This is a genomic window from Ruegeria sp. CF1 (assembly GCF_056537445.1).
In genome coordinates, this window is sequence record NZ_JBQFRN010000004.1 from 26,706 (window position 1) to 47,283 (window position 20,578).

Below are 20,578 nucleotides of genomic sequence, written 5' to 3' on the forward strand. Positions count from 1 at the left end.
GATTCAACATACTAACCCGTCAGTTCAAAGCCTGCTCAGGCGCGATAGAAAAGATATCGATCGGGCGCGATGGTCTCGGGGCCTTCAACCTGCGCAAAACCCGTCAACGGTTGCCCTGAAATCAACAACCCACCGGGTCGCATGACCTGTTTGATCAAAGGGCTGAGGCGTGCCGCTTCCGCAACATCTTCGGACTTGATCCCGCGGCCGAAATCGTAGTGCGCCAGCGCGATTGTTTGGCCTGCGTCCGCCAGTTTACGCAACATCGGCTCAGCCTCACCCTGTAGGAAATCCTGTGCCGGTGGCGTGCTGTCGGGATGACACTGCAAGACGCGATCCATCACCCATATACGCCGAGAGGGCAGGATCTCTCGCAGATGATCATAGGTACGTCCGTTACCTAGCCCCAGGTCCAGAACGTCCCCTTCCATGGTGCCGATCTGTGCGGCGGCCCAGTTTAGCCCATCGCGTTGCGCCGTCAGGCGGCGCAGCATGGAATCCAGTCGGCTCATTCGGGCTCTCCTTGCGAGTTCAGTTGCGTGGTGCGGTCCAGGGTGTGCCCGGTCCATCAAGCAGCCTGTGCAACAGATCCTGTGTAAACGTCCAGATGTCCTGATCATGGACCAGATGATGCGTCAACACCCCAAATGCTTCGGCATTGTCTGCGCGACCGGTGCGTCGGTCATGCAGCAGCTCAACTGTCTGTGCGATCAGTCTGTCAGGGTCGATTAAACCGCGCGTCCCGCGCCAGTCGATTGGATCGAGATGTGTGTTTATCTGCGCGAGGCCGGGCGCCGCGAGCGGTATCTTTCGGGGGGTCGCCGTCGACAGTATCCGATAGCCCAGCCCGTGAAGCTGCATGGCGACTTTGGAGTCGATCCGGTTCCATGGCGGAACAAACATCGGTCGCAGGTGCGCACCAAACAATTCTCGCAACCGGGACAATCCAGCCTCGGCATCTGCAACTACCGCTTCAAGGGGCCGGTGCAGGCGAAATTCGGCTTTCTTCTCGTCTGCAGGCGCGTGGTTCTGATGCGCCCAGCCATGCACAACCGGGATCAAAACAGATTGATCTGACACATACTCTGCAAGTGCCGCTTGCGCATCACGCGGGATCACAGCCAGATGGACGGGTAGGCCAAGCGTGCCCGACATGGCGGATAGCTTTTCAAGCTGCGGTGTCACCGCAACTGCATCGTCATCACGCCACCACAAGGGCAGGGTCAATCCTGCGTCCTGCCACTGCTGCAACTCGGATTGCAATGTGTGCCAATCAGGCCTCATCGGCTAGCCTCGTACAAGCCCTCTGCAATTTCCACCGACCGGCGTGCACCATCAAACCCGTTGGTCATAGGGGGGCGTTCAGCACCCGAAATGACATGCTCCAGCGCATTCGCCAGTGAGTCCGCGTTCAGGTCAGAACTGTTAAGCACCTTGATCCCGTTCAACTGAGACAGAGATCTCGCGCGCAAAGTCTGTTCAACCTCTTTGCCATCATCGAAGGGGATTAGAACCGCCGGGGTACCGCTTTGCAGCAGGTCCATGGCCGTGTTGTAACCGCACATGCTGACCGAAGCGGCGGCAAGCGGCAGCATTTGGCGAAAATCAGGGCGGACGGTTTCAAGAAGAACCGATGAACCCTCGGCCATTTGCGAAAGCTCGGCGATCCGCGCATTGGCATCCTGCCCGCCCACCAACAAGCGCCAGCGCCTGTTGGGCATCTTTCGGGCGGCCTCGATGGCCGCTTGAAAGATCGGCTGGCCGACCGACCCGCCACCCGCGCTGACCAATATCTCGCCCTGGCCTATGCCATCCGGATGACTTGGCGCAGCACTTGGGGCCACGAAACCGGTGTAATGAAGGCGCGATGCCAGTTGAGCCGAGACAGGCCAACTGACTTCAAGTTCGGTGATCTTGGGGTCGGAATGGACCAGAACGCCGTCGTAAAACTCTGCGATAACCTCATCCGTTTGGGTTACTTTTGCAGACTTCGATGGCGGTGCAAGAATGTCACGGATCGAACCCAGGATGATGGGCGGCTGAGGTAGGTTCCGCGCGGCTTCCAACGCAGAACGGAATTCTGCGGCCAAGGAGCGCCGCCCGAACGGATAGAGCTCGGTGATCAATATTTGTGGCCCAAAGCTGCGGACCGCCTGCGTCAGAGCGTTGGTGCGCGCAGCGAAATAGGCCGGGTCAGCAACAGTACCACTCTGATCAAGCAGGCGGGTGAAATCGGTGCCGTCAGACCGCAGCGGCGGTAAGTTCAGAAATGACAACCCACGTGTGTCAAGCTGTGGCGCAGGCATTCCGCCCGAGACCATAAACACTTCATGGTCCTGTTCGGCGAATGCGCGCCCCAATGTGAGGGCTCGGCTCAGATGCCCGGTGCCCAACAGATGGGTAACAACGATCATCACCTTCATGGTCAAACCTCACGCGCAATCAATCGAACGGGTTCGGGTTCAGGCCGCATTTCGTCCAGGTTTACGATAAACAGTCTGTTACGCTTGATCTTAAACGGTGCGGGTCCGGCAAAATTCCAGCCCCAGGCCTTGGCCAATATTACCCTCATGATTCCGATGTGGCAGACAGCAAGATTGTCTCCCTGCAACTCGGTCAACCATGGATTAAGCCTTGCCCATAATTCAGCCGGGCTTTCACCGCCCGGTGGCCGATAATCCCAGCCCCAGTCTTCGATGTGGCGGTAACCGCTATCGGGTGTCTCGATCAGTTCGGCACCGCGCTCTCCCTCCCATTCGCCCCAATTCATCTCGGTCAGCGCCTGAGATGTTTTGGGCGCTTTATCCGATACCAACTGCGCTGTTTCAGACGCGCGGCTTAGCGGGCTGGACCAGATTGATGCTGCGTTCCACGGCGATGGCAGGCAATACCCCGCAAGTTCAGCCCGCGCGTCGGTATCCAACGGGATGTCGCTGCGCCCCTGAATGCGACCCGCGCGATTCCAATCCGTGTGTCCATGGCGCAGAAGGGCGAGACGGGTCATCAACTTTTCTCCAACAAGGGGCGCACAGTGGTCCAGAACCGCTCGGTGGCGGATGGCATCAGATGGCGGTGCGCGACATAGGCGCGGGCACGATTGCCCTCAGACTGGCTCAGGTCGGGATGGTCCAGAAACCTCTGTATACGCGCGGCCAACCCTTTGGCACCCGATCCGGTATCGGGATGATCGGAAGGTATCAGCACATCACGAACACCGGGGCGATCTTGTGCTGCGACGGGAACGCCGCAGGCCTGAGCCTCCAGATAGACCATTCCATAGGCTTCATTGACGCCGGGCCAAACGAACAAGGAGGCCTGGCGGTACCGGGCCTGCAACGCGTACCGATCCAGCTGACCCAGAAACCGGACACGAGGTCCGAACCGCGCCATCAGCGCCTCGACTTCCAATCGGGCCGGGCCATCGCCTACCACGTCCAACGCCCAATCCCCTGTCAGATGTTCCAGCGTGTCGGCCAGAATGGTGTACGAGGCCAGCTTGTCCCCCGACCGCATCATTCCCACAGTCAGCATCGGCCCATCACGGGTCGAAACAGGGGGTAATTCCGTGATGGGAAGAAACGGAGGCAGTTCCACCAACGCCTGCATACCGAACCTTTCCCGTTCTAACGTGATCAGGTCGTTGGCAGTGTGGTAGAAAATCACCTGCGCGCTGTCGCACGCGTCATGCGCCGCTTGCGCAAAATCAGCCCATGGGCCTGCAAGCCGGCTGGTGGCGCGGGTACTTTCCAGCTGCACATACGGGATGTCTCTTGCGCGGCTCACGGCCGGGCCGAGCAGATCGGGGGCCTTGTAGTAGTTGTGATAAGTCACCCACAGGTTCGTGTCAGGTGGCAGTTCCTCAGCCAGTCGTGCAGCCTCGGTCGTTGCTTTGCGACGTAATTCGTCCTGAAGTGCCCGGTCGCCTGCCTTGTCGTAAATCCGCAATTGCGAGGCCAGCTCAACAATGTCTCCCTCAGCGCCGAGGGCCTGCATCAGGTTGCGGGCCATTTCGCGATCACCCGAGGGCTTGGGACTGTCGGGGGACTTCATCGGTGCATAGAAAGCCACCCGCGCCATCAGGGCTCGTCCGCGCACAAGGCGCTGAGCCGCTCGGACAAGCGACGTATGCCCGGGTCCATCCGGAAGTCGGCGATCAACCGGTTATACGCGGCCTCAGCCATCTCGGCCGTTCTGGTCGGGTTCCGGGCGAGATCCGCAATAGCCGAGGCAAGAGAGGTCGGGTCATCTGCTGACAACTGACCGTGAATACCGGATTCAATGAACTCCGGGATGGCTGACACCGGCGTTGACAGGATCGGGAGGCGCTGGGACGCGGCTTCCATCAAAACATTGGGTAAACCATCGCGGTCGCCGTCGGCAGCAATTCTGCTGGGCAGGACAAACAGATCAGAGCGGCGCATCTCGGCAATGACTTCCGGTTGATCGCAAGCCCCCATCCACGTGATCCGATCGGAAATCCCTGCGGCATCGGCTTGTGCGCTCAACTCATCGCCCAGATTTCCGCCGCCGATATGGGTCCAATGCCAATTCAGCGATCTGGGGAGTAGCGCGAAAGCTTTGAGAAGCCGGTCAAAGCCCTTCTTTTCGACAAGACGCCCGACTGACAGCATGTGAAAGGGTGCATCCTCTGCACGCGAACACTGCTGGGGAGGTGCAGGAAACCGCGACAGGTCCAGCCCATGATAGATCAGTTCTACCCGCGCAGGATCATCAGCCAGTTCGCGCAGATGTGCGGCACCAATGGCGGTACAGGTTGCCCCGAAGATGGCGCCGTGAGAGGCCAGTTGCAGCTTTTCCCGCTTTTCCCAGTCTGGTGAGGTCCAGATATCTTTGGCATGCGCCGAAAAACTCCAGGGCAGGCTGCGCATGATAGACGCATAGCGGGCGACCGAAGACGGAGTGTGCATGAAATGCGCATACAGCGCCCGCGTTTGATCGGGCAGCTCAGCGGCCAATACGCAGGCCTGACCAAACCGGCGAATTCGGTTGTGAGTCGGGTCTCGGTGAAGGTCTTGCCGCCAGACCTGGTAAGCTTGCGCGTATCCGGGCAGACGAGCTGCAATGTCTCGCGCAGTCGCCAGCCGCTCAGGCTCTTCATAAAGGTATTCCGGCAGGTAATGCACCTGCCCCTTGAGGCGATCGTGCAGAGGATGGCGCTTGGTATCGGTCGGATGGCGCAACGACCAGATATCGAAGCTGTGCCCTGCCTCCTGCAAGGCCACCAATTCTTGCGCGATGAACGTCTCGGACAGGCGCGGCCAGCCTTTGACCAGCACCGCCAGCTTGGGGGGTTCGCGCGTCATCCGGTGGCGCGCTCTTGTTCCGCGCCTAGCAGCGCGTTTATACGATGAGTGACGTAGCTTAGCCCGTCCAACAACCCTGCGCGAATGGCCTGCGAAGGCAGCGGCTGATGGGGCAAGGCGCGGATCGCGCGGATCATTGCATCCGCCGTCAGACCGTCACGGTTTTCATCCAGCATGCGTACCAGACCCAGATCCTCGGCGCGCGAGGCACGAATCCATTGCTCCAGCCGCGGCGTCGTGCGCGGAACAATGACGGCGCGTTTGTCGAAGGACAAAACCTCGCAGAAGGTATTGTACCCGCCCATGCAGACCACACCGGCAGCGCCCGCGAACAGCGTTTCGATCTGCGATTCAAAGCCAACGGCGGTCACACGGCCATTTAGGGCGGCGACACGGGTTTCAAAATCTTCGCGTAGTTCGCCTGACAGGAAGGGCCCATAGACCAGCACAGCGCGGGGTGACAGATCCGGGTCTTTTTCATATGCGGACAGCACCAAATTGACCATCGCCTTGCCATCGCCGCCACCACCGGGGGTGATCAGGATATACGGTTGTTCTGGTGGCTCACCAACCGGCCCAAGATCGCGACGTAGATACCCTGTCCAATGAATGCGCTGTTGCGTCGCCGGGCTGAGGGGAAGGCCTTGTGTAGGATCGTAGACCGATCGCAACCCATATACCCAGATCTCATCATAGAATCGTTCAGTCGCCGAGATCGCGTCCTTACGCTCCCATTCGGCGGCCAGTACTTCGGGCTCATCCAGAACGTCGCGCAGGCCCAGAACCAATTTGGTTGAGCAGGAGTCTTCAAGATATTCAAGCGTCGGCAGCAGCTCACCGCGAAAACCGGTAGGCTCTTTGTCGACGATCAGCACATCGGGGTCGAACTGTTCGACAGATGTCTGGATCAGGCTTGCGCGCAACTCGGTCACATCATCGATGCCCATGCCGATGGTCTGCGAAGCATACGAGCCGTCGGCGCGTTTGGTGACCCCGGGTAGACGGACATGGTCAACGCGACGCGGAAAAGTAAACCGTCCGGCAATGGGTGAACCGGTCAATATGAGGGCCGAAGCGCGTTGATCGGCTTGTGTTATGGCCGCAGCCAGCGCGCGTGACCGGCGCAGGTGACCCAGGCCGAACGTGTCGTGACTATATAGCAGGATGCGCGGTGCGCGGCCGTGATTTTCGTTTTTGATCCCTAGGCTCATGCCTTCGCCTGTTTCGGTTCCGGTGCAACTCCGCGCGTCTGCACCTGATTATCGTAATTCTGCCAGACCTTCTTGCCAAAGGCACAGATTCCGCCGTCCAAATGCGCCAAACATTGCGAATTGGCAACAGCATAATGCCACCGCCGGCAACAGGCGCACCTTGCGATATGCAGGCCGATGGTTCTTCATGCACAAGCCAATTCCGAGACCGGACGCCTCAGGTGGTCATATTCAATTTTTGTTGTCTTGGAAACACTTTATCCCATCCATTGCGTCAGGAACACGGGCTCTCACGATGTTGACACCGCGTGTGCGGATGATTTGAACAGCCTTCTGAGGTTCTATAGTCTTGGACGCAGCTACGAATTGGATGCGATATACGATGAAAATGAATGTTCTGGCCGGGCTGATTTTGGTGATTTGGGCGGCAATGCTGGCCAGTGCAACCGACGCGGTTGCGCAAACTTCGCTTATTCCGGGATACCCAATAGGATCAAGCGAGGAAACCGGTTCTTCAAGCTCTGCCGCTGACAGCGATCTGGCGGCGGCCATTCGATCCGCTTCCGAGGCGGGCGCAAGCGTAATCGTAATCGACAGCGCCGGGCAGGTTGTATCGGCAGCGGGCAATAGCGCCGACGCGACGCCAGAGGCAGATAGCATTGATCACATGGCTGAGGGTTCTCAGCTGATGAAGGCGCAAGAGCGGTTCTCAAAGTTCCGGGATTCCGTACGCTCGCGGATGGAGGCGCTGCCCTATTCGGTCTTTGAGGTCCAATACATCCTCAGACAGACCAGTCCGGACGGGCGGATTCAGACCTATGTCGAGGTGTTGGTCCTGAATGTGTTGTTCCTTTTGCTGGGGCGATGGTTGTCGATCGAAATCTACGGCAAGCGCATCGCGAAGCGTTTGGTGGTTGCGCGCATCAAGGAAAACCCGGTTGGCTATCGTGAGAAGATGCCTTTCCTTGTGTATCGTTTCGTGATGGGCATTGGCGGAACGATCTTTGCCATGCTCATGGCGCTGATCGTTGGCTATCTGTTCTTTGGTGAAGCGGAAGACATATCAATCCAGTTTACCGTTACGGCAATCTTTACCGCATTCTTCCTCTCGCGCACTGTCTCGGACTTGTGGCGGATGGTTCTGTCGCCTTACCTTAGCCAGTATCGCTTGCCGCCTTTTTCAGACCGGGACGCCAAGCGCCTGTATGTTTGGGCGTCAGCACTGGCGACCTATGACATCTCGGTTGTTCTGTTCTCGACATGGGTCGCGGATTTTGGGCTGAACTATAACGTCTATGCCATGGTCTATGGTAGCCTGACGCTGATCGGGGCGCTGGGCAACATACTGATGATCCTGTTCAATGCACGCGCGATCTCGAACGCTATTCGTGGCGGGCGTGCTCCGGATCAGGTGTCTTGGATACTGAAGTTCATCTCTTTCGCCTGGGCGCCGGTTCTGGTGCTTTATATGGTGTTCAGCTGGTTCAAACTGGCCGTTGATCTGGTGCTTGAGGTTCAGGATTCGATCCCGATCGTGGCCAGCAGCTATGCCATCTTTATGTCCGTTGTCGTGGCCTACGGCGCGATGAACTATCTGCTTGAAAGGTATTTTGATCGCAATCGCAGAATTGAGGTGATGAATGCCGACGCAGAAGCGGCTGAGCAGATCGAGGATGAGCTGGTGGCTGATACGCCGCAGGCCGAAAAGCGCAAGCACGCCATTCTGACGTACGAAGACCTTGCCCGTCGTGTGGCAGGCATTCTGGCCTTTGTGGTGGGTCTCTATGCGCTGGTGGTGATCTGGAACCCGCAGGCCAATTGGTCGGATGACTTGCCTATCGAGCGGGCGCTGGATGTGATGGTGATCCTGTTTATGGGTTACATTCTGTTTCACTTCTTCCGCGTCTGGATCGATAGCAAGATCGCGGAAGAGACGGATGACGGCGGTGCTGAAGCCGAGCTGGGCGACGAAGGAGGCGAAGGCGGGCAGAGCCGTCTTGCAACTTTGTTGCCTCTGTTCCGCGGGGCCATTCTGGCTGTGGTCGTTGTGACCATCGCGTTGATTGTATTGATGGAACTGGGGATCAATGTCAGCCCGCTGTTTGCCGGTGCAGGTGTTGTGGGTCTGGCCGTTGGTTTCGGGTCGCAAACCTTGGTCCGCGACATCTTCTCGGGTGCGTTCTTCCTGATGGATGATGCTTTCCGAAAGGGTGAATACATCGACATTGGTGATGTGAAAGGGACGGTCGAAAAGATATCGGTCCGGTCCTTCCAACTACGCCACCACCTTGGTGCGCTCAACACGATCCCGTTTGGAGAGATCAAGGTTCTGACAAACTATTCCCGCGACTGGGTTATCATGAAGCTGCCGTTGCGGGTGACCTATGACACCGATGTCGAAAAAGTGCGGAAGCTGATCAAGAAGCTGGGTCAAGAGCTGCTGAGCGATCCGGTGATTGGTGATAACTTCATCCAGCCGCTGAAATCGCAGGGTGTGATCGAAATGCAGGATTCTGCAATGATTATCCGGGTCAAGTTTATGACCAAGCCGGGCGATCAGTGGCTGGTGCGCAAGAAAGTCTATCAGGATATTCGTGAGCTGTTTGCCCGTGAAGGCATCCGGTTTGCGCATCGGGAAGTCACCGTGCGACTGGCGGATGACAAAGAGGCCGAGGACCTGACTCCCAAACAACGCGAGGCTGTCACAGGGGCCGTTCAGGCCGCGATTGACGAAGACTATCTGGACGATATCGGCCCCGGCGGTGGTGATGATCGCTAGGAGGGCTCCCGCCCCTTTGGTTTGCGTCTCTGGCGAGACGTCAACCAAAGCGTTGGGCCGGGCCGCGCGTCCCGCGCGGCGGCAGCTTTAAGCGGTAAGTGACGGCCAAGTGGGCTGCGAAGTTCCCAGTTTGGACGCAGGCAAAGCCCAGTGCATCTTTGCGGATCCAACGGTTAGCGCCGGCTTCAATCGATAGCCGGGCCCCCACCCGGAAGGTTCGAGCGCATCCGCATAATCGACAGGCAGCGCCTCGGTAATTTCGTCACCGGGATCGCTCTTGGCGAGGGTGGCCAGCAATTCGGCGGTGCGCGCCAGCGAGAGCCTGGCATCCATAACAGCGTGTCCAGATGCGGCTTCGGCGAGCGCCGAGAGCAGGGCGGCAGCCATCAAGTAACCAGTTGCGTGATCCAGTGCCTGAACGGGCAACGGAGTTGGCTTGTCGGCCCCCGCCCAACCCATCCCTGCATGTGCGATTCCGGAACTCATCTGTACAAGGCTGTCAAAACCGCGGCGCGCTGCCCAAGGTCCTTGCCAGCCATAGGCGTCTAGCGTGACTTCAACCCTGTTGGGGGCGAGCTGATCCCGCGTGTTTTTACCCAGACCGAGTGCGTCCAAAGCGCCGGGCCGATACCCGTGGACAAGTATGTCCGCTTGGGCCAGCAGCTCTTGCAGTTTTGCTTTTCCATCGGGTGATTTCAGGTTCAGATAGGCGCAGTGCTTGCCGAGAGAAATGTCAGGAATGACGCCAGGTTCATCCCAGCCGGGTGGATCGATCCTCAGGACCTCGGCGCCGAATCCCGCGAGTGTTCGTGTTGAGACGGGCCCAGCCAGAATGCGGGTCAGATCGAGCACACGCAGCCCAGCAAGAGGTCGCGCGGCAGTCGCCTGAGGTCGATCACGTAGCTGAATATTGCGTGGCCCCTGCCATCCGATCAACGGCTCGCGGGCCAATATGCGTCCTTGCGGATGGTCATGCCACTCAGAGCGGCTGCGCATTGCGGCAGCGACGCCGCCCTCGGCGACAATCGCGGCTTCCAGTTCAGAGATGCTCCAATCCCGAACCGCGCGCGATACCAGCGCACGGTCCGACGCGACTTGCAAAACGTTCAGGGCGGCGGCGCGATGACTGGGCAGGTTGGTGTGCAGCCTGATCCACCCATCAGAGGCCTGATAGTCGCCAGCAATCGCGTCCCAAAGGCTGGGCATATCCCACCCTTCGGGTTTGAAGGAAAAGCCATACCACAAGGAGGCCAGTCGATGATCTACGGCCACCTCCAGAGGTGTAGGCGCCAGGTTCAAGGCTGTCACAAGGCGCGACAGCTCCTGCCCGACTGCCGCAAAACTGGCCGTCGCCAGTTCCGAGACCGCAAAGGCGCTGGGCCGCGCACCCGCCCCATTGACCCTGTAGGTGTCAGGTGAGGGGAGGGCGGACAGCAAGCTCATTGCTGATAGGGATCAAGGCTGTCGCGCAACCCGTCGCCAAGGAAGTTGAAGGCCAGCACGACGACGATGATTGGCAGCATCGGGATCGCGGTCCATGGATAGATTTCGATTGAGGCGAGGTTCTGCGCATCGTTCAGCATCACGCCCCAACTGACCGCCGGGGCCCGCAGTCCAAGGCCAAGGAAGCTGAGGGCGGTTTCGCCCAAGATCATCGCAGGGATTGATAGCGTGGCCGAGGCAATCAGATGCGACATGAAATTGGGTAGCAGGTGCTTTCGGATCACACGACCGGAACTTGCGCCCATCATCTCGGCCGCACGTACGTATTCCTCTTCCCTGAGAGACAGAAATTTTGCGCGGACAGATCGGGCAAGGCCTGGCCAATCGAGAATACCGAGGATGATCGAGATGATGAAGAATACCGCAACCGGGCTCCAATTTGATGGCACCGCGGCGGATAAGGCCAGCCAAAGGGGAAGTTCCGGCAGCGAGCGCAGGATTTCGATCACACGGTTGATGGTCCAGTCGATGCGCCCTCCGAAATACCCGGCCATTGATCCGAACAGGATGCCGAGGAAGAAGGATACCGAAATGCCGATCAGGCCCACTGTCAGCGACAGTTGCGCGCCATATAGGATGCGGCTGAATACATCGCGGCCCAGACGGTCCGAGCCCCACAGAAACAGCGTGGCCCCTTCGGGTGCGCAAAACAGGTGCGTATCGGATTTGATCAGCCCTGCGAGTTTGTATTCTGACCCTTCGCAGAAGAACCGGATTGGGCGCGGATCTTCCGTGTCAGCGACGAATTTCCACTGGAAAGTTTCAAGGTCCGCCTCTGCAACTATTGGATAAATGTAGGGGCCGATGAACTTCCCCTCATGAAACCAGTTGACCGACTGGGGTGGAGCGTACAGGTGCTCTCCGTTCCGGTCATTGGGGCCGTAGGGGGCAATAAAGCCCGCAAAAGGCAGCATCAAGTAGCAGAGCAGCAAGAAGAGGCCAGAAATCAGACCCAGCTTGTGGGTCCTGAACTTGCGCCAGACCAGCACCCAATTAGGGGCATCGAGATCTGCGCGCTCAAGCTGCTGAATAGAGGCCTGCGGGTCAAATGGTGCGTCGTCGACATAGCGACCATCGGGTTTATCGGTCATGCTTCGCGCCCCTCGTAACGAATGCGCGGATCAAGCATGACCAGCAGGATATCGGAAATCATGGTGCCGATCAGGGTCAGCAGAGCCACGAACATAAGAATGAAGGCCGACAGGAACTGGTCCTGCGTTTTCAAGGCAGTCAGCAGGGTCGGGCCGATTGTTTGCAGACCCAGAACCACCGAGACCAAAACCGACCCGGAAACCATCGAGGGCAGCAGGTTTCCAATGTCGGCGACAAACGGGTTGAAGGCCACGCGCAATGGGTATTTCGTCAGCATCCGCGATGGGGACATGCCCTTGGCGATTGCTGTTTCGACATAAGGTTTCCCTAGTTCATCCAGCATATTGGCGCGCAGGCGCTGCATCATGGCCGAAGCACCCGAGGTTCCGATGACGAAGGTCGGAACGATCAGGTGGACAAGGATGGATTTCAACTTGTCCCAACTCATCGGTTGTCCCTCAAAGGAAGGGTCCATCAGTCCGCCGATGGGCAGGTTGAAATAGCGATGGCCATAGTAGAACAGGATCAGCGCCAACAGGAAGTTCGGGGTCGCAAGACCCAGATAGCCTACAAAGGCCGAGGTATAGTCGATCCACGTCCGTGATCTGGCCGCAGCGATGACCCCCAATGGCAGAGCAACGGCATAGACGAATAGAATGGCGGCCAGATTGACCACAACCGTCAACCAGAGCGTATCGCCCACGATCTCGCGCACGGGGCGGTCAAATTCGAAGGACCAGCCATAATTGCCCTGTAACAGGCCCTCGAACCCATGCGGTCCGGGCCAGAAGCCCATCCAGATCAGGTACTGCTCGGGCAACGACCGGTCCAATGAGTATTCCTTGCGCAGAAACTCGGCCTTGGCGACACCGGCGGACTGTCCTGAAGCCTGCAGTTCGGCGATCTGGTTGCTGAGATAGTCGCCGGGGGGCAGGTTGATGATCACGAAAATCAGAACCGACACCACCAGCAATGTCAGCAGCATCGTGAAAAAGCGATACACCGCGTAGCGCAGCATGACCATTTAGCTGCTCCTGAATTAGTCGGCGAAGAAGAACTCGTCGGGACGGTGAATGCCGAAATGTGCGCCGGGTTCCCATGCCCACATGGCCTGCTCAGGCACATTGCGCAGGCGGTTCGACACGACAATAGGCTGCGGTGCGCCGTTCAGGATGCCGATCGCATAAAGCTGGTCGGCGTGAATTTTCAGCATCTCAGACCAGACTGCGCCGCGTTCTTCATCCGTGGAGGCGATTTCCCAATCGTGGGCAAGCTTCATGAGAAGTTCGGCCTCGGGCATGTCTGGTGGTTCGCCCGACCCTCCATTTGTCTGATAGTATTGGCCCCATTTAGGCCACGCCAGAAAGACCTGATCGGTCGGGGCGAGATAGGCCGGCGATGTGTGGCTTTGCGGAATGCCGTCATCCCAGCCGAACCAGACCGACGCCATTGTATTGCCCGAGAAGACCCGGTTGCGCAGAATGTCTCGATCCAATGGTCGCATGACCAGTTCGACTCCGATCTCACGCCAGGTATCCGTGACGATCTGCAGGGCGTTTTCAACCTCTTGCCGCTCACCGGCGGTTTCGATGATCAGCTCCATCGGACGCCCGTCGGGCAACAGTCGGATACCATCTTTGTCACGCTCGGTCAGCCCAGCCTCATCAAGCAGAGCATTCGCCTTGTCGACGTCATACTGTGCCCAAGCCTGCGCATTCGCTTCGTCGTAGAAGGGCGATGCGGGCAGAACCGACATAGCGCCGGGTTGGGCCAGCTTGAAATAGAGCGCCTGATTGATCGTCTTGCGATCAATGGCGAGCGACAGTGCCCTGCGTACACGTACATCGCGCAGAACCTCGCGCCACGCATCGTCAGTGTAGTTCAAATTGGGATAAATCGCGATCTGCGACGCGACGCCTGTTTTCCACAAAAGCGTCTTGTATCCACCTTCAGCCTCGCCCTTTTTCAAGATCGAGGCATCGCGGAATGCCAATCCGCGACCTTGCAAGTCGGTTTCACCCGCATTTGCTTTGGCCGCGACCAAACCCGGTGCGACGATTTCCATTTCGACTACGTCGATATAGGGCAGCTGAACCCCATTTGAATCCACCCGATGGTAATAAGGGTTACGGACAAAGTTGTGCCGGATTTTCTTGCCCGAACTTGCGTTGAGCCATGGCTGCAACGTCGGCAGTTCATGATTGTCGTACTTATATAGATTGTCCAACTTGTTATGCAGCGCCGCCCAGCTTTTTACCCGCGCATCTTCGACCTTGAATGCCAGTTCTTCGGGGTCCGCAAACTTCTCGTGATATTGCTTAAGGAACTCAGACGGTCGATAGATAAAGGGCGGCCGCGCCTGAGCAAGTGATTGCAGGAAATTCGGGTTGGGGTCATCCCATTCGAATACAACTGTTGTTTCGTCGGGGAAGGTGACGGTGGGTGTTTTGCCTTCAACCAGCAGGAAATCTGGTGGGCCTGAAGGGCTGAGCAATTCGTTGTTGGCCACATCCTCCCACCAATACCGGAAGTCTTCGGATGTGAACGCGGATCCGTTTGACCATTTGTGGCCGGGTCGCAGGTTCAAAGTAAATTTGCGATTGTCTTCGTTTTCGAAAGAAGCCAGCAAATCCGGGACGATGTTGTAATCCTGATCGAAGCCCACAAGCCTTGCGTAGCCATAGACCACCATTTGCCGAATATCTTTGGACCGGGTGACCATCGTGCGCAGTGTACCGCCGGGTACGCCGAATTCGCGACCTTTGGCGGCTAAGTCCACGATCAGTGGATCTTGCGGAATACGTTCAGCAACCGGTGGCAGGTCACCGCTTTCAACCTCGGTTTGCCAGAACGCGTTTTCCTGAAGATTAGACGGAATTTCTGCCACAGCGGGCAGCATACCTGCGATGGCCAGCGACGCGGCCAGAATCAATCGGTGAGTGGTCTTAAACATGGCAACGTACCTTATGGCCGGGCTCCAACTCTACCAAAGAAGGTATCACGGTGTCGGAAAATCGAAAGGCGTCATCCCAACTGTCGGGCGAACCGGCACCAAGCGCAACCAGTTTCAGATCAATCGGGCGATTGATATCCGGTTCGGGCTGGGCGGCAATCAGTGCCTTGGTATAGGGATGACGTGGATTGTAGAACAGAGTTTCGGGTGGGGCTTGTTCCACCACAAGACCCCGGCGCATGACGGCGACCTCGTCGGCAATGCGCGCGACGACGGCCAGATCATGTGAGATGAACAGGTAAGACAGGTTCAGACTGTCCTGCAGTTCTTCGAGCAGGGTCAAAATTTGCTCTTGAACGGATACATCCAGTGCCGAGGTTGGCTCGTCACAAACAATCAGCGCCGGGTCCAGCATCATCGCGCGGGCGATAGATAGGCGCTGTCGTTGTCCACCAGAAAACGCATGCGGATAGCGTTTGAGCATATCGGCATTCAGCCCGACCCGCTGCAACATCGCGGCCGCTTTGTCGCGCTGCTCTGCCACGGTGCCGAGGCGGTGTATCTCCAACGGCTCGGTCATGGCATCCTGAATGCGCATACGGGGGCTAAGAGAGCTATAGGGATCCTGAAACACCATTTGCGCCTTGCGCTGAAACGCGGTGCGTTCGGTCCGTGTCATACTGTGAACCGTTATCGGTTTGGAATCCCTTGTTGTTCTGAACAGAACTTCGCCGCCCGGGTCGGGCAGTTCAGCGCCCAGAGCGATTCTGGCGGCGGTTGTTTTGCCAGACCCGCTTTCGCCAACGATTGCAAGCGTCTTGCCGCGCGCCAGCTTCATATCTACGCCCCGGCAGGCATGGATCAGTTTGTCGGCTTTCCAACCTTTGCTCGATCGCATCGTGTAGGTCTTTGAGACCCCGGTCATCTGCAGAATTAGGTCCTCGTCGGGCATCGGTATGCCGACGGCATCCTGATCGGGTATCTCAGGCGCAGCGTCGAACAGCTGCTGCGTATAGGGGTGCGCCGGATCGTTCAGAATTGGTGCTGCCGGGCCAGCTTCCATCACGCGGCCTTTGTGCATGACGACCACCCGCTCGGCCATGTTAGCAACTACACCCAGGTCATGGGTGACAAGGATCAGCGCCATACCGGTCTCGCGCTGCAGCTCTTTGATCAGCCCAAGAACCTGCGCTTGGGTGGTAACATCCAGCGCTGTGGTTGGCTCGTCCGCGATGAGCAATTCAGGCTTGGACACCATCGCCATGGCAATCATGGCGCGCTGGCGCATGCCGCCGGACAGCTCGAACGGATAGCTGTCGTAGGCGCGGGCAGGGTCGGGGAAACCAACCCTCTCAAACTGGGTCAGAACTTCTTTGCGGGCCTGTGCATCGGATGCGCCGCGATGCAACCAAAGAACTTCGCTGACCTGATTTCCGATTTTATGAAGCGGTGACAGAGATCGCATCGGTTCCTGAAAAATCATAGAAACCCGATTGCCGCGAATACCACGCATCTGTCTTTCACTCAGTTCGATCAGATTAGCGGTGCCTTTGGAATCGTTCAGCGTGATCGTTCCGCTACGGATCTGGGCGGTACGCGGCAGAATACGCAGTGCAGCGCGACAGGAAATCGTTTTGCCCGAACCGGATTCTCCAACCAATGCAAGTGTCTGCCCGGGTTCGACCTCGAAGCTGACATCTTGGACAACGGATGGACCCGTGCCAAAGCCGATGCTGAGATCCCGAACGGACAACAACGCACTCATGCGGGTTTTCCACCCGTCTGGCCGCTAGAAAACATCGGCTTTGTGAACTCCCTGTCTTTTTTGAGCAGTTTCGCGCGGTTGGGGCGGCGTAGTCAAACACCTTCTTCACCCGAATTGTCGCGGAATCGTGAAACTCGGGCCGTATGGCTACACAAAGTCTTGAGTTTTTGCCATCAAAGGCGCAATCGCCCCCCGACTGGTGTCGAATGATTTTGAAAGAGGTGCCCCGTGTCCGAGCAACAAAGCCGATTGGATCTGTTCATTGACCGAATGGTCTCGCAACGTGCTTGTCTGGACTTTGCCATCGCGCAGACCACGGGGCAGCCTGGTCCGGTTTTTGAGCTGGGATTGGGAAATGGGCGCACATATCACCACATGGTTAAGCACATTCAGGACCGTCCCGTTTATGTTTTTGAACGGGCCGTTGCGTCTCATCCTGATTCGACACCGCCCGATGATCTGGTGATTCTCGGTGATGTGCGCGAAACATTGCCTGCTTCGGTCACGCGATTTGGCGCGTCAGCCAGTCTGATCCATGCCGATCTTGGGGGACACAACCGGCAAAAGAATGATGCTTTTGCCCGCCTCGTCTCACCTTTGATCGAACCGCTTCTGGCGCGGGACGGACTGATGGTTTCCAGCGATCGTATGTATTTCGAAACACTGACCGAGGTGCCGCTGCCAGAAGGGGCGGTCGACGGGCGCTGTTTCATCTATCGGCGTTGATCTGCCGTAGGGTCACTGTGTGATCCGACTCGCGCTGTAGTACCGGGCCGGTCTAACGTCTGAGGCGTGAAGCTTTGGAGGGGACCGTCAAAAATGCTTTTCTACGATTGCTCGACCGCGCCAAGCCCGCGCCGTGCTCGGATGTTTATCGCGGAAAAGGGGCTGAAGATTGACACCCGCGATATCTCAATCGCCAAGGGTGAACAGCTTAGCGATGCTTTCCGGGCTGTGAACCCTGGTGCAACGATTCCTGTGCTTGTTACGGATCAAGGTACCACGCTTACAGAAAATCTTGGCATCGCCACCTATCTCGAGGCGCGCTTTCCGGAACCTGCCTTGATGGGGCAAACGCCGGATGAAAAAGGCGAAATTCTGATGTGGAATGCCATCGCCGAACAACAATGTGGCGCACCAATCGCGGAAACTTTGCGCAACACCCATCCTTCGTTCAAAGGCCGCGCGATCACCGGGCCTGCAAACCACGCGCAAATCCCTGAACTAGCGCAGCGGGGGGCTGAGCGGGTGCGTGCCTTCTTCGATTTGCTTGAGGCCCGTCTGCAAGTGAGCGGTTTCGTTGCGGGTGACATGTTTTCACTGGCCGATATCACCACATTTGTGTTTGTCGATTTCGCACGTGTCATCAAGATGCGTATCCCAGAAGAGAACACGGCCACACGCGCCTGGTTTGATGCCGTTCAGACACGCCCGAGCGCCCGGCTTTAAGCTGATCCGGGTGCTGTCCCTCGAACTGTACAGAAATGTCTAGACAGAAGTGAACAGTGCCTCTAGCGTCCTCTGCGAGTCATGCAGGGGAGCGCAGGATGAAATCTCAGTATCGTGTCGTAGTCATCGGTGGCGGCGTTGTCGGCGCCTCGGTTCTGTACCATCTCGCCAAGTTTGGCTGGTCAGATGTGGTCATGCTGGAAAGGCGGCGTTTGGCCTCGGGGTCTTCGTGGCACGCGGCGGGAGGCATCCATGCGCTGAACGCAGATCCGAACATGGCGTCGCTGCAGGCCTATACGATTGATCTGCTCAGCGAGATCGAAAAAGAGTCGGGTCAGAATATCGGCCTGCACATGACCGGCGGCCTGACGCTGGCGGGCACGCCCGAACGGTGGGAGTGGCTGCAGGCCAACTACCGCATTTTTCAGTCCATCGGCATTGACGACTGTGAGTTGTTGTCGCCAGAGGAGGCGCAGAAACGCTGCCCGATCATGTCCACCGACGGCGTGCTGGGCGCGATGTGGGCGGATCGCGAAGGTTACATCGATACAACCGGTACGGTTCAGGCTTATGCAACTGCGGCCAAGAAACGTGGCGCGGAATACTACGAAGAAACCAAGGTCGAAAGCCTGACACAGACTGCGGATGGTTGGGAAGTTGTGACCGACAAAGGCACTATCACTTGTGAACATGTGGTCAACGCTGCTGGCCTCTGGGCCAAACAGGTGGGGCGCATGGCCGGAGTGGAGCTGCCGGTTTCGCCGCTGAAACACCACTATCTGATCACCGATACGGTGCCTGAGGTGGCCGAGGCGGATTTCGAGATGCCGATGACGGTTGATCTTGAAGGCTTCACCTATATGCGACAGGACCAGAAGGGCGTTCTGGTGGGCATCTACGAGGTCGATCACGAGCACTGGGCTATGGACGGTGCGCCGTGGAATTACGGTGAAGAATTGTTCCAGGAACAGCTCGACCGGATCGAGAACGAGCTGACGCTGGGCTTTGAACGGTACCCGTCGATCCAGAATGTTGGCATCAAAACATGGGTGAACGGCGCGTTCACCTTCTCACCCGATGGCAACCCGCTGGTCGGTCCGGTCCCAGGCAAGCGCGGTTATTGGTCAGCTTGTGCGGTGATGGCCGGATTCCTGCAGGGTGGCGGCGTTGGTAAGACGCTGGCCGAATGGATGATCCATGGCGATCCTGAGGCCGACGCATGGCCTATGGACGTGGCGCGCTATGGCGATTTCGCTCAGAACAAACGCTACATCCGCGAAACAACCGGTCAGTTCTATTCCCGTCGTTTCGTGATGACTTACCCGAACGAGCAACTGCCCGCAGGTCGCCCGCTGAAGATGGCCCCAGCCCATGATGCAATGACCGAGGCGGGGTGCAAATGGGGCGTCAGCTGGGATCTGGAAGTACCGCTTTACTTTGCGCCCAAGGGCTTTGAAGAGACGCCGACGCTGAAACGCTCGAATGCGCACGACATCGTGGCTGAGGAGTGCAAAACCATCCGCGAAGGCGTGGGACTACTGGATATCTCGGGCTTTTCGCGCTTCGAGGTCACAGGCCCAAATGCCGAGGCTTGGCTAGACAGGATCATGGCGTCGAAACTGCCTGCACCGGGGCGTGCCAAACTGGCTCCAATGCTGGGTGAGAACGGTCGCCTCAAGGGTGATCTGACCGTGCTGAACTGGGGCGACGGGACCTGGTGGATCATGGGCAGCTATTATCTGCGCGCATGGCATATGCGCTGGTTCAATGATCACATGATGGACGCCGTGAATATCCGCGATCTGGGCGAGGAATATTGCGGTTTTGCCGTGGTTGGGCCGAAATCGCAGGCTGTGGTCGAGAAACTGGCCGAACAGGATATCTCGGGCCTGAAATTCATGGGCTGCGGCGACTTTGATATCGGTCTGGTGCGTGCCCGTGTGGCGCGTATGTCTGTGACGGGCGAAAAAGGGTATGAGATAAACTGCCGCTATGGCGACCATATCAAACTGCGCCGGATGCTGCTTGAGGCTGGGGCCGGGGACGGTATCCGCGAATGCGGATTCAACGCGATGCTGTCGACGCGGCTTGAGAAGAGCTTTGGTATCTGGTCTGCAGAGTTCACTCAGCTTTACACGCCAGGCATGACCGGAATGGATCGCTGGATCGACTGGAACAAGGATTTCGTTGGCAAAGAGGCTGCGCTGGCTGAACGCGATGGCAACGGTCCGGCGCAAGTTCAAGTGACGCTTGAGGTTGATGCGCTGGACGCAGATGCCAGTGGGTATGAACCGATCTGGGCTGGGGATGAGCGCGTTGGATTTGTGACTTCGGGTGGCTATGGCCACTACACGGGCAAGTCGCTGGCCATGGCTTTGGTCGACCGCGACAAGGCTGAACCAGACACCGAGTTGTCGGTGCATGTGGTCGGTGTCGAACGCCCGGCCCGCGTGATTGCGCCGTCGCCCTATGACCCGCTGGGCAAAGCGATGCGAGGTTGAC

General features: G+C 58.0%; 16 protein-coding genes. 4 read left to right on the top strand and 12 right to left on the bottom strand.

Translation table 11 applies throughout. The features are described 5' to 3' along the window. Nucleotides 1-35: 35 nt before the first annotated feature. From ACRZ96_RS09325 to ACRZ96_RS09355, 7 genes are read right to left on the bottom strand one after another with little or no spacing between them, the layout of a single operon-like run. Nucleotides 36-512, bottom strand: coding sequence for a class I SAM-dependent methyltransferase (locus ACRZ96_RS09325; protein ID WP_170511246.1), 477 nt, complete (start codon nt 510-512; stop codon nt 36-38). 19 nt (nt 513-531) lie between these two features. Further along, the gene (locus tag ACRZ96_RS09330) at nt 532-1,284 is read right to left on the bottom strand and encodes a polysaccharide deacetylase family protein (protein ID WP_480814430.1); all 753 of its coding nucleotides are present in this window, start codon (nt 1,282-1,284) and stop codon (nt 532-534) included. Continuing rightward, a complete protein-coding gene (locus tag ACRZ96_RS09335; protein WP_480814431.1) occupies nt 1,281-2,423 on the bottom strand; it encodes a glycosyltransferase family protein in 1,143 nt (380 codons plus the stop codon). The genes ACRZ96_RS09330 and ACRZ96_RS09335 overlap by 4 nt, the downstream gene beginning before the upstream one ends. Nucleotides 2,424-2,425: 2 nt before the next feature. Beyond that, nucleotides 2,426-3,004: a histidine phosphatase family protein gene (locus tag ACRZ96_RS09340; protein ID WP_480814432.1), complete on the bottom strand. Its 579-nt coding sequence runs from the start codon at nt 3,002-3,004 to the stop codon at nt 2,426-2,428. Continuing rightward, on the bottom strand, nt 3,004-4,077 hold the full coding sequence (locus ACRZ96_RS09345; RefSeq protein WP_480814433.1) for a glycosyltransferase family 4 protein: 1,074 nt from the start codon (nt 4,075-4,077) through the stop codon (nt 3,004-3,006). Before ACRZ96_RS09345 ends, ACRZ96_RS09340 begins: the two co-directional genes overlap by 1 nt. Continuing rightward, complete coding sequence (locus ACRZ96_RS09350; RefSeq protein ID WP_480814434.1) at nt 4,077-5,324, bottom strand: glycosyltransferase family 4 protein; 1,248 nt, start codon at nt 5,322-5,324, stop codon at nt 4,077-4,079. The genes ACRZ96_RS09345 and ACRZ96_RS09350 overlap by 1 nt, the downstream gene beginning before the upstream one ends. Then, nucleotides 5,321-6,535, bottom strand: coding sequence for a glycosyltransferase family protein (locus tag ACRZ96_RS09355; RefSeq protein WP_480814435.1), 1,215 nt, complete (start codon nt 6,533-6,535; stop codon nt 5,321-5,323). The genes ACRZ96_RS09350 and ACRZ96_RS09355 overlap by 4 nt, the downstream gene beginning before the upstream one ends. 382 nt (nt 6,536-6,917) lie before the next feature. On the opposite strand from ACRZ96_RS09355, the gene ACRZ96_RS09360 reads away from it, so the two are divergent. Further along, nucleotides 6,918-9,314, top strand: coding sequence for a mechanosensitive ion channel family protein (locus ACRZ96_RS09360; RefSeq protein ID WP_170397663.1), 2,397 nt, complete (start codon nt 6,918-6,920; stop codon nt 9,312-9,314). An 87-nt stretch (nt 9,315-9,401) separates the two neighbouring features. Here ACRZ96_RS09360 and ACRZ96_RS09365 read toward each other — a convergent pair whose 3' ends face one another. Genes ACRZ96_RS09365 through ACRZ96_RS09385 form a run of 5 tightly spaced genes read right to left on the bottom strand, consistent with a single transcriptional unit; the run spans nt 9,402 to nt 16,627 of the window. Further along, nucleotides 9,402-10,757, bottom strand: a complete 1,356-nt coding sequence (locus tag ACRZ96_RS09365) for a CoA transferase (RefSeq protein WP_480814436.1) — start codon at nt 10,755-10,757, stop codon at nt 9,402-9,404. Beyond that, nucleotides 10,754-11,908, bottom strand: a complete 1,155-nt coding sequence (locus tag ACRZ96_RS09370; RefSeq protein WP_170663923.1) for an ABC transporter permease — start codon at nt 11,906-11,908, stop codon at nt 10,754-10,756. The genes ACRZ96_RS09365 and ACRZ96_RS09370 overlap by 4 nt, the downstream gene beginning before the upstream one ends. Further along, nucleotides 11,905-12,933 carry an ABC transporter permease gene (locus tag ACRZ96_RS09375; protein ID WP_170397654.1) on the bottom strand — a complete coding sequence of 343 codons (1,029 nt, stop codon included), beginning with the start codon at nt 12,931-12,933 and terminating at the stop codon, nt 11,905-11,907. The genes ACRZ96_RS09370 and ACRZ96_RS09375 overlap by 4 nt, the downstream gene beginning before the upstream one ends. 15 nt (nt 12,934-12,948) lie before the next feature. Continuing rightward, nucleotides 12,949-14,862, bottom strand: a complete 1,914-nt coding sequence (locus ACRZ96_RS09380; protein ID WP_170596927.1) for an ABC transporter substrate-binding protein — start codon at nt 14,860-14,862, stop codon at nt 12,949-12,951. Next, nucleotides 14,855-16,627: an ABC transporter ATP-binding protein gene (locus tag ACRZ96_RS09385; protein WP_480705679.1), complete on the bottom strand. Its 1,773-nt coding sequence runs from the start codon at nt 16,625-16,627 to the stop codon at nt 14,855-14,857. The genes ACRZ96_RS09380 and ACRZ96_RS09385 overlap by 8 nt, the downstream gene beginning before the upstream one ends. A gap of 228 nt (nt 16,628-16,855) precedes the next feature. Between ACRZ96_RS09385 and ACRZ96_RS09390 the strand changes: the two genes are divergently transcribed. From ACRZ96_RS09390 to ACRZ96_RS09400, 3 genes are all read left to right on the top strand, one after another. After that, complete coding sequence (locus ACRZ96_RS09390) at nt 16,856-17,353, top strand: class I SAM-dependent methyltransferase (protein ID WP_170564502.1); 498 nt, start codon at nt 16,856-16,858, stop codon at nt 17,351-17,353. Nucleotides 17,354-17,446: 93 nt separating this feature from the next. Continuing rightward, nucleotides 17,447-18,076 carry a glutathione S-transferase gene (locus tag ACRZ96_RS09395; RefSeq protein WP_170564505.1) on the top strand — a complete coding sequence of 210 codons (630 nt, stop codon included), beginning with the start codon at nt 17,447-17,449 and terminating at the stop codon, nt 18,074-18,076. 98 nt (nt 18,077-18,174) lie between these two features. Then, nucleotides 18,175-20,577, top strand: a complete 2,403-nt coding sequence (locus ACRZ96_RS09400) for a GcvT family protein (RefSeq protein WP_480705677.1) — start codon at nt 18,175-18,177, stop codon at nt 20,575-20,577. The last annotated feature ends 1 nt before the right edge of the window (nt 20,578 follow it).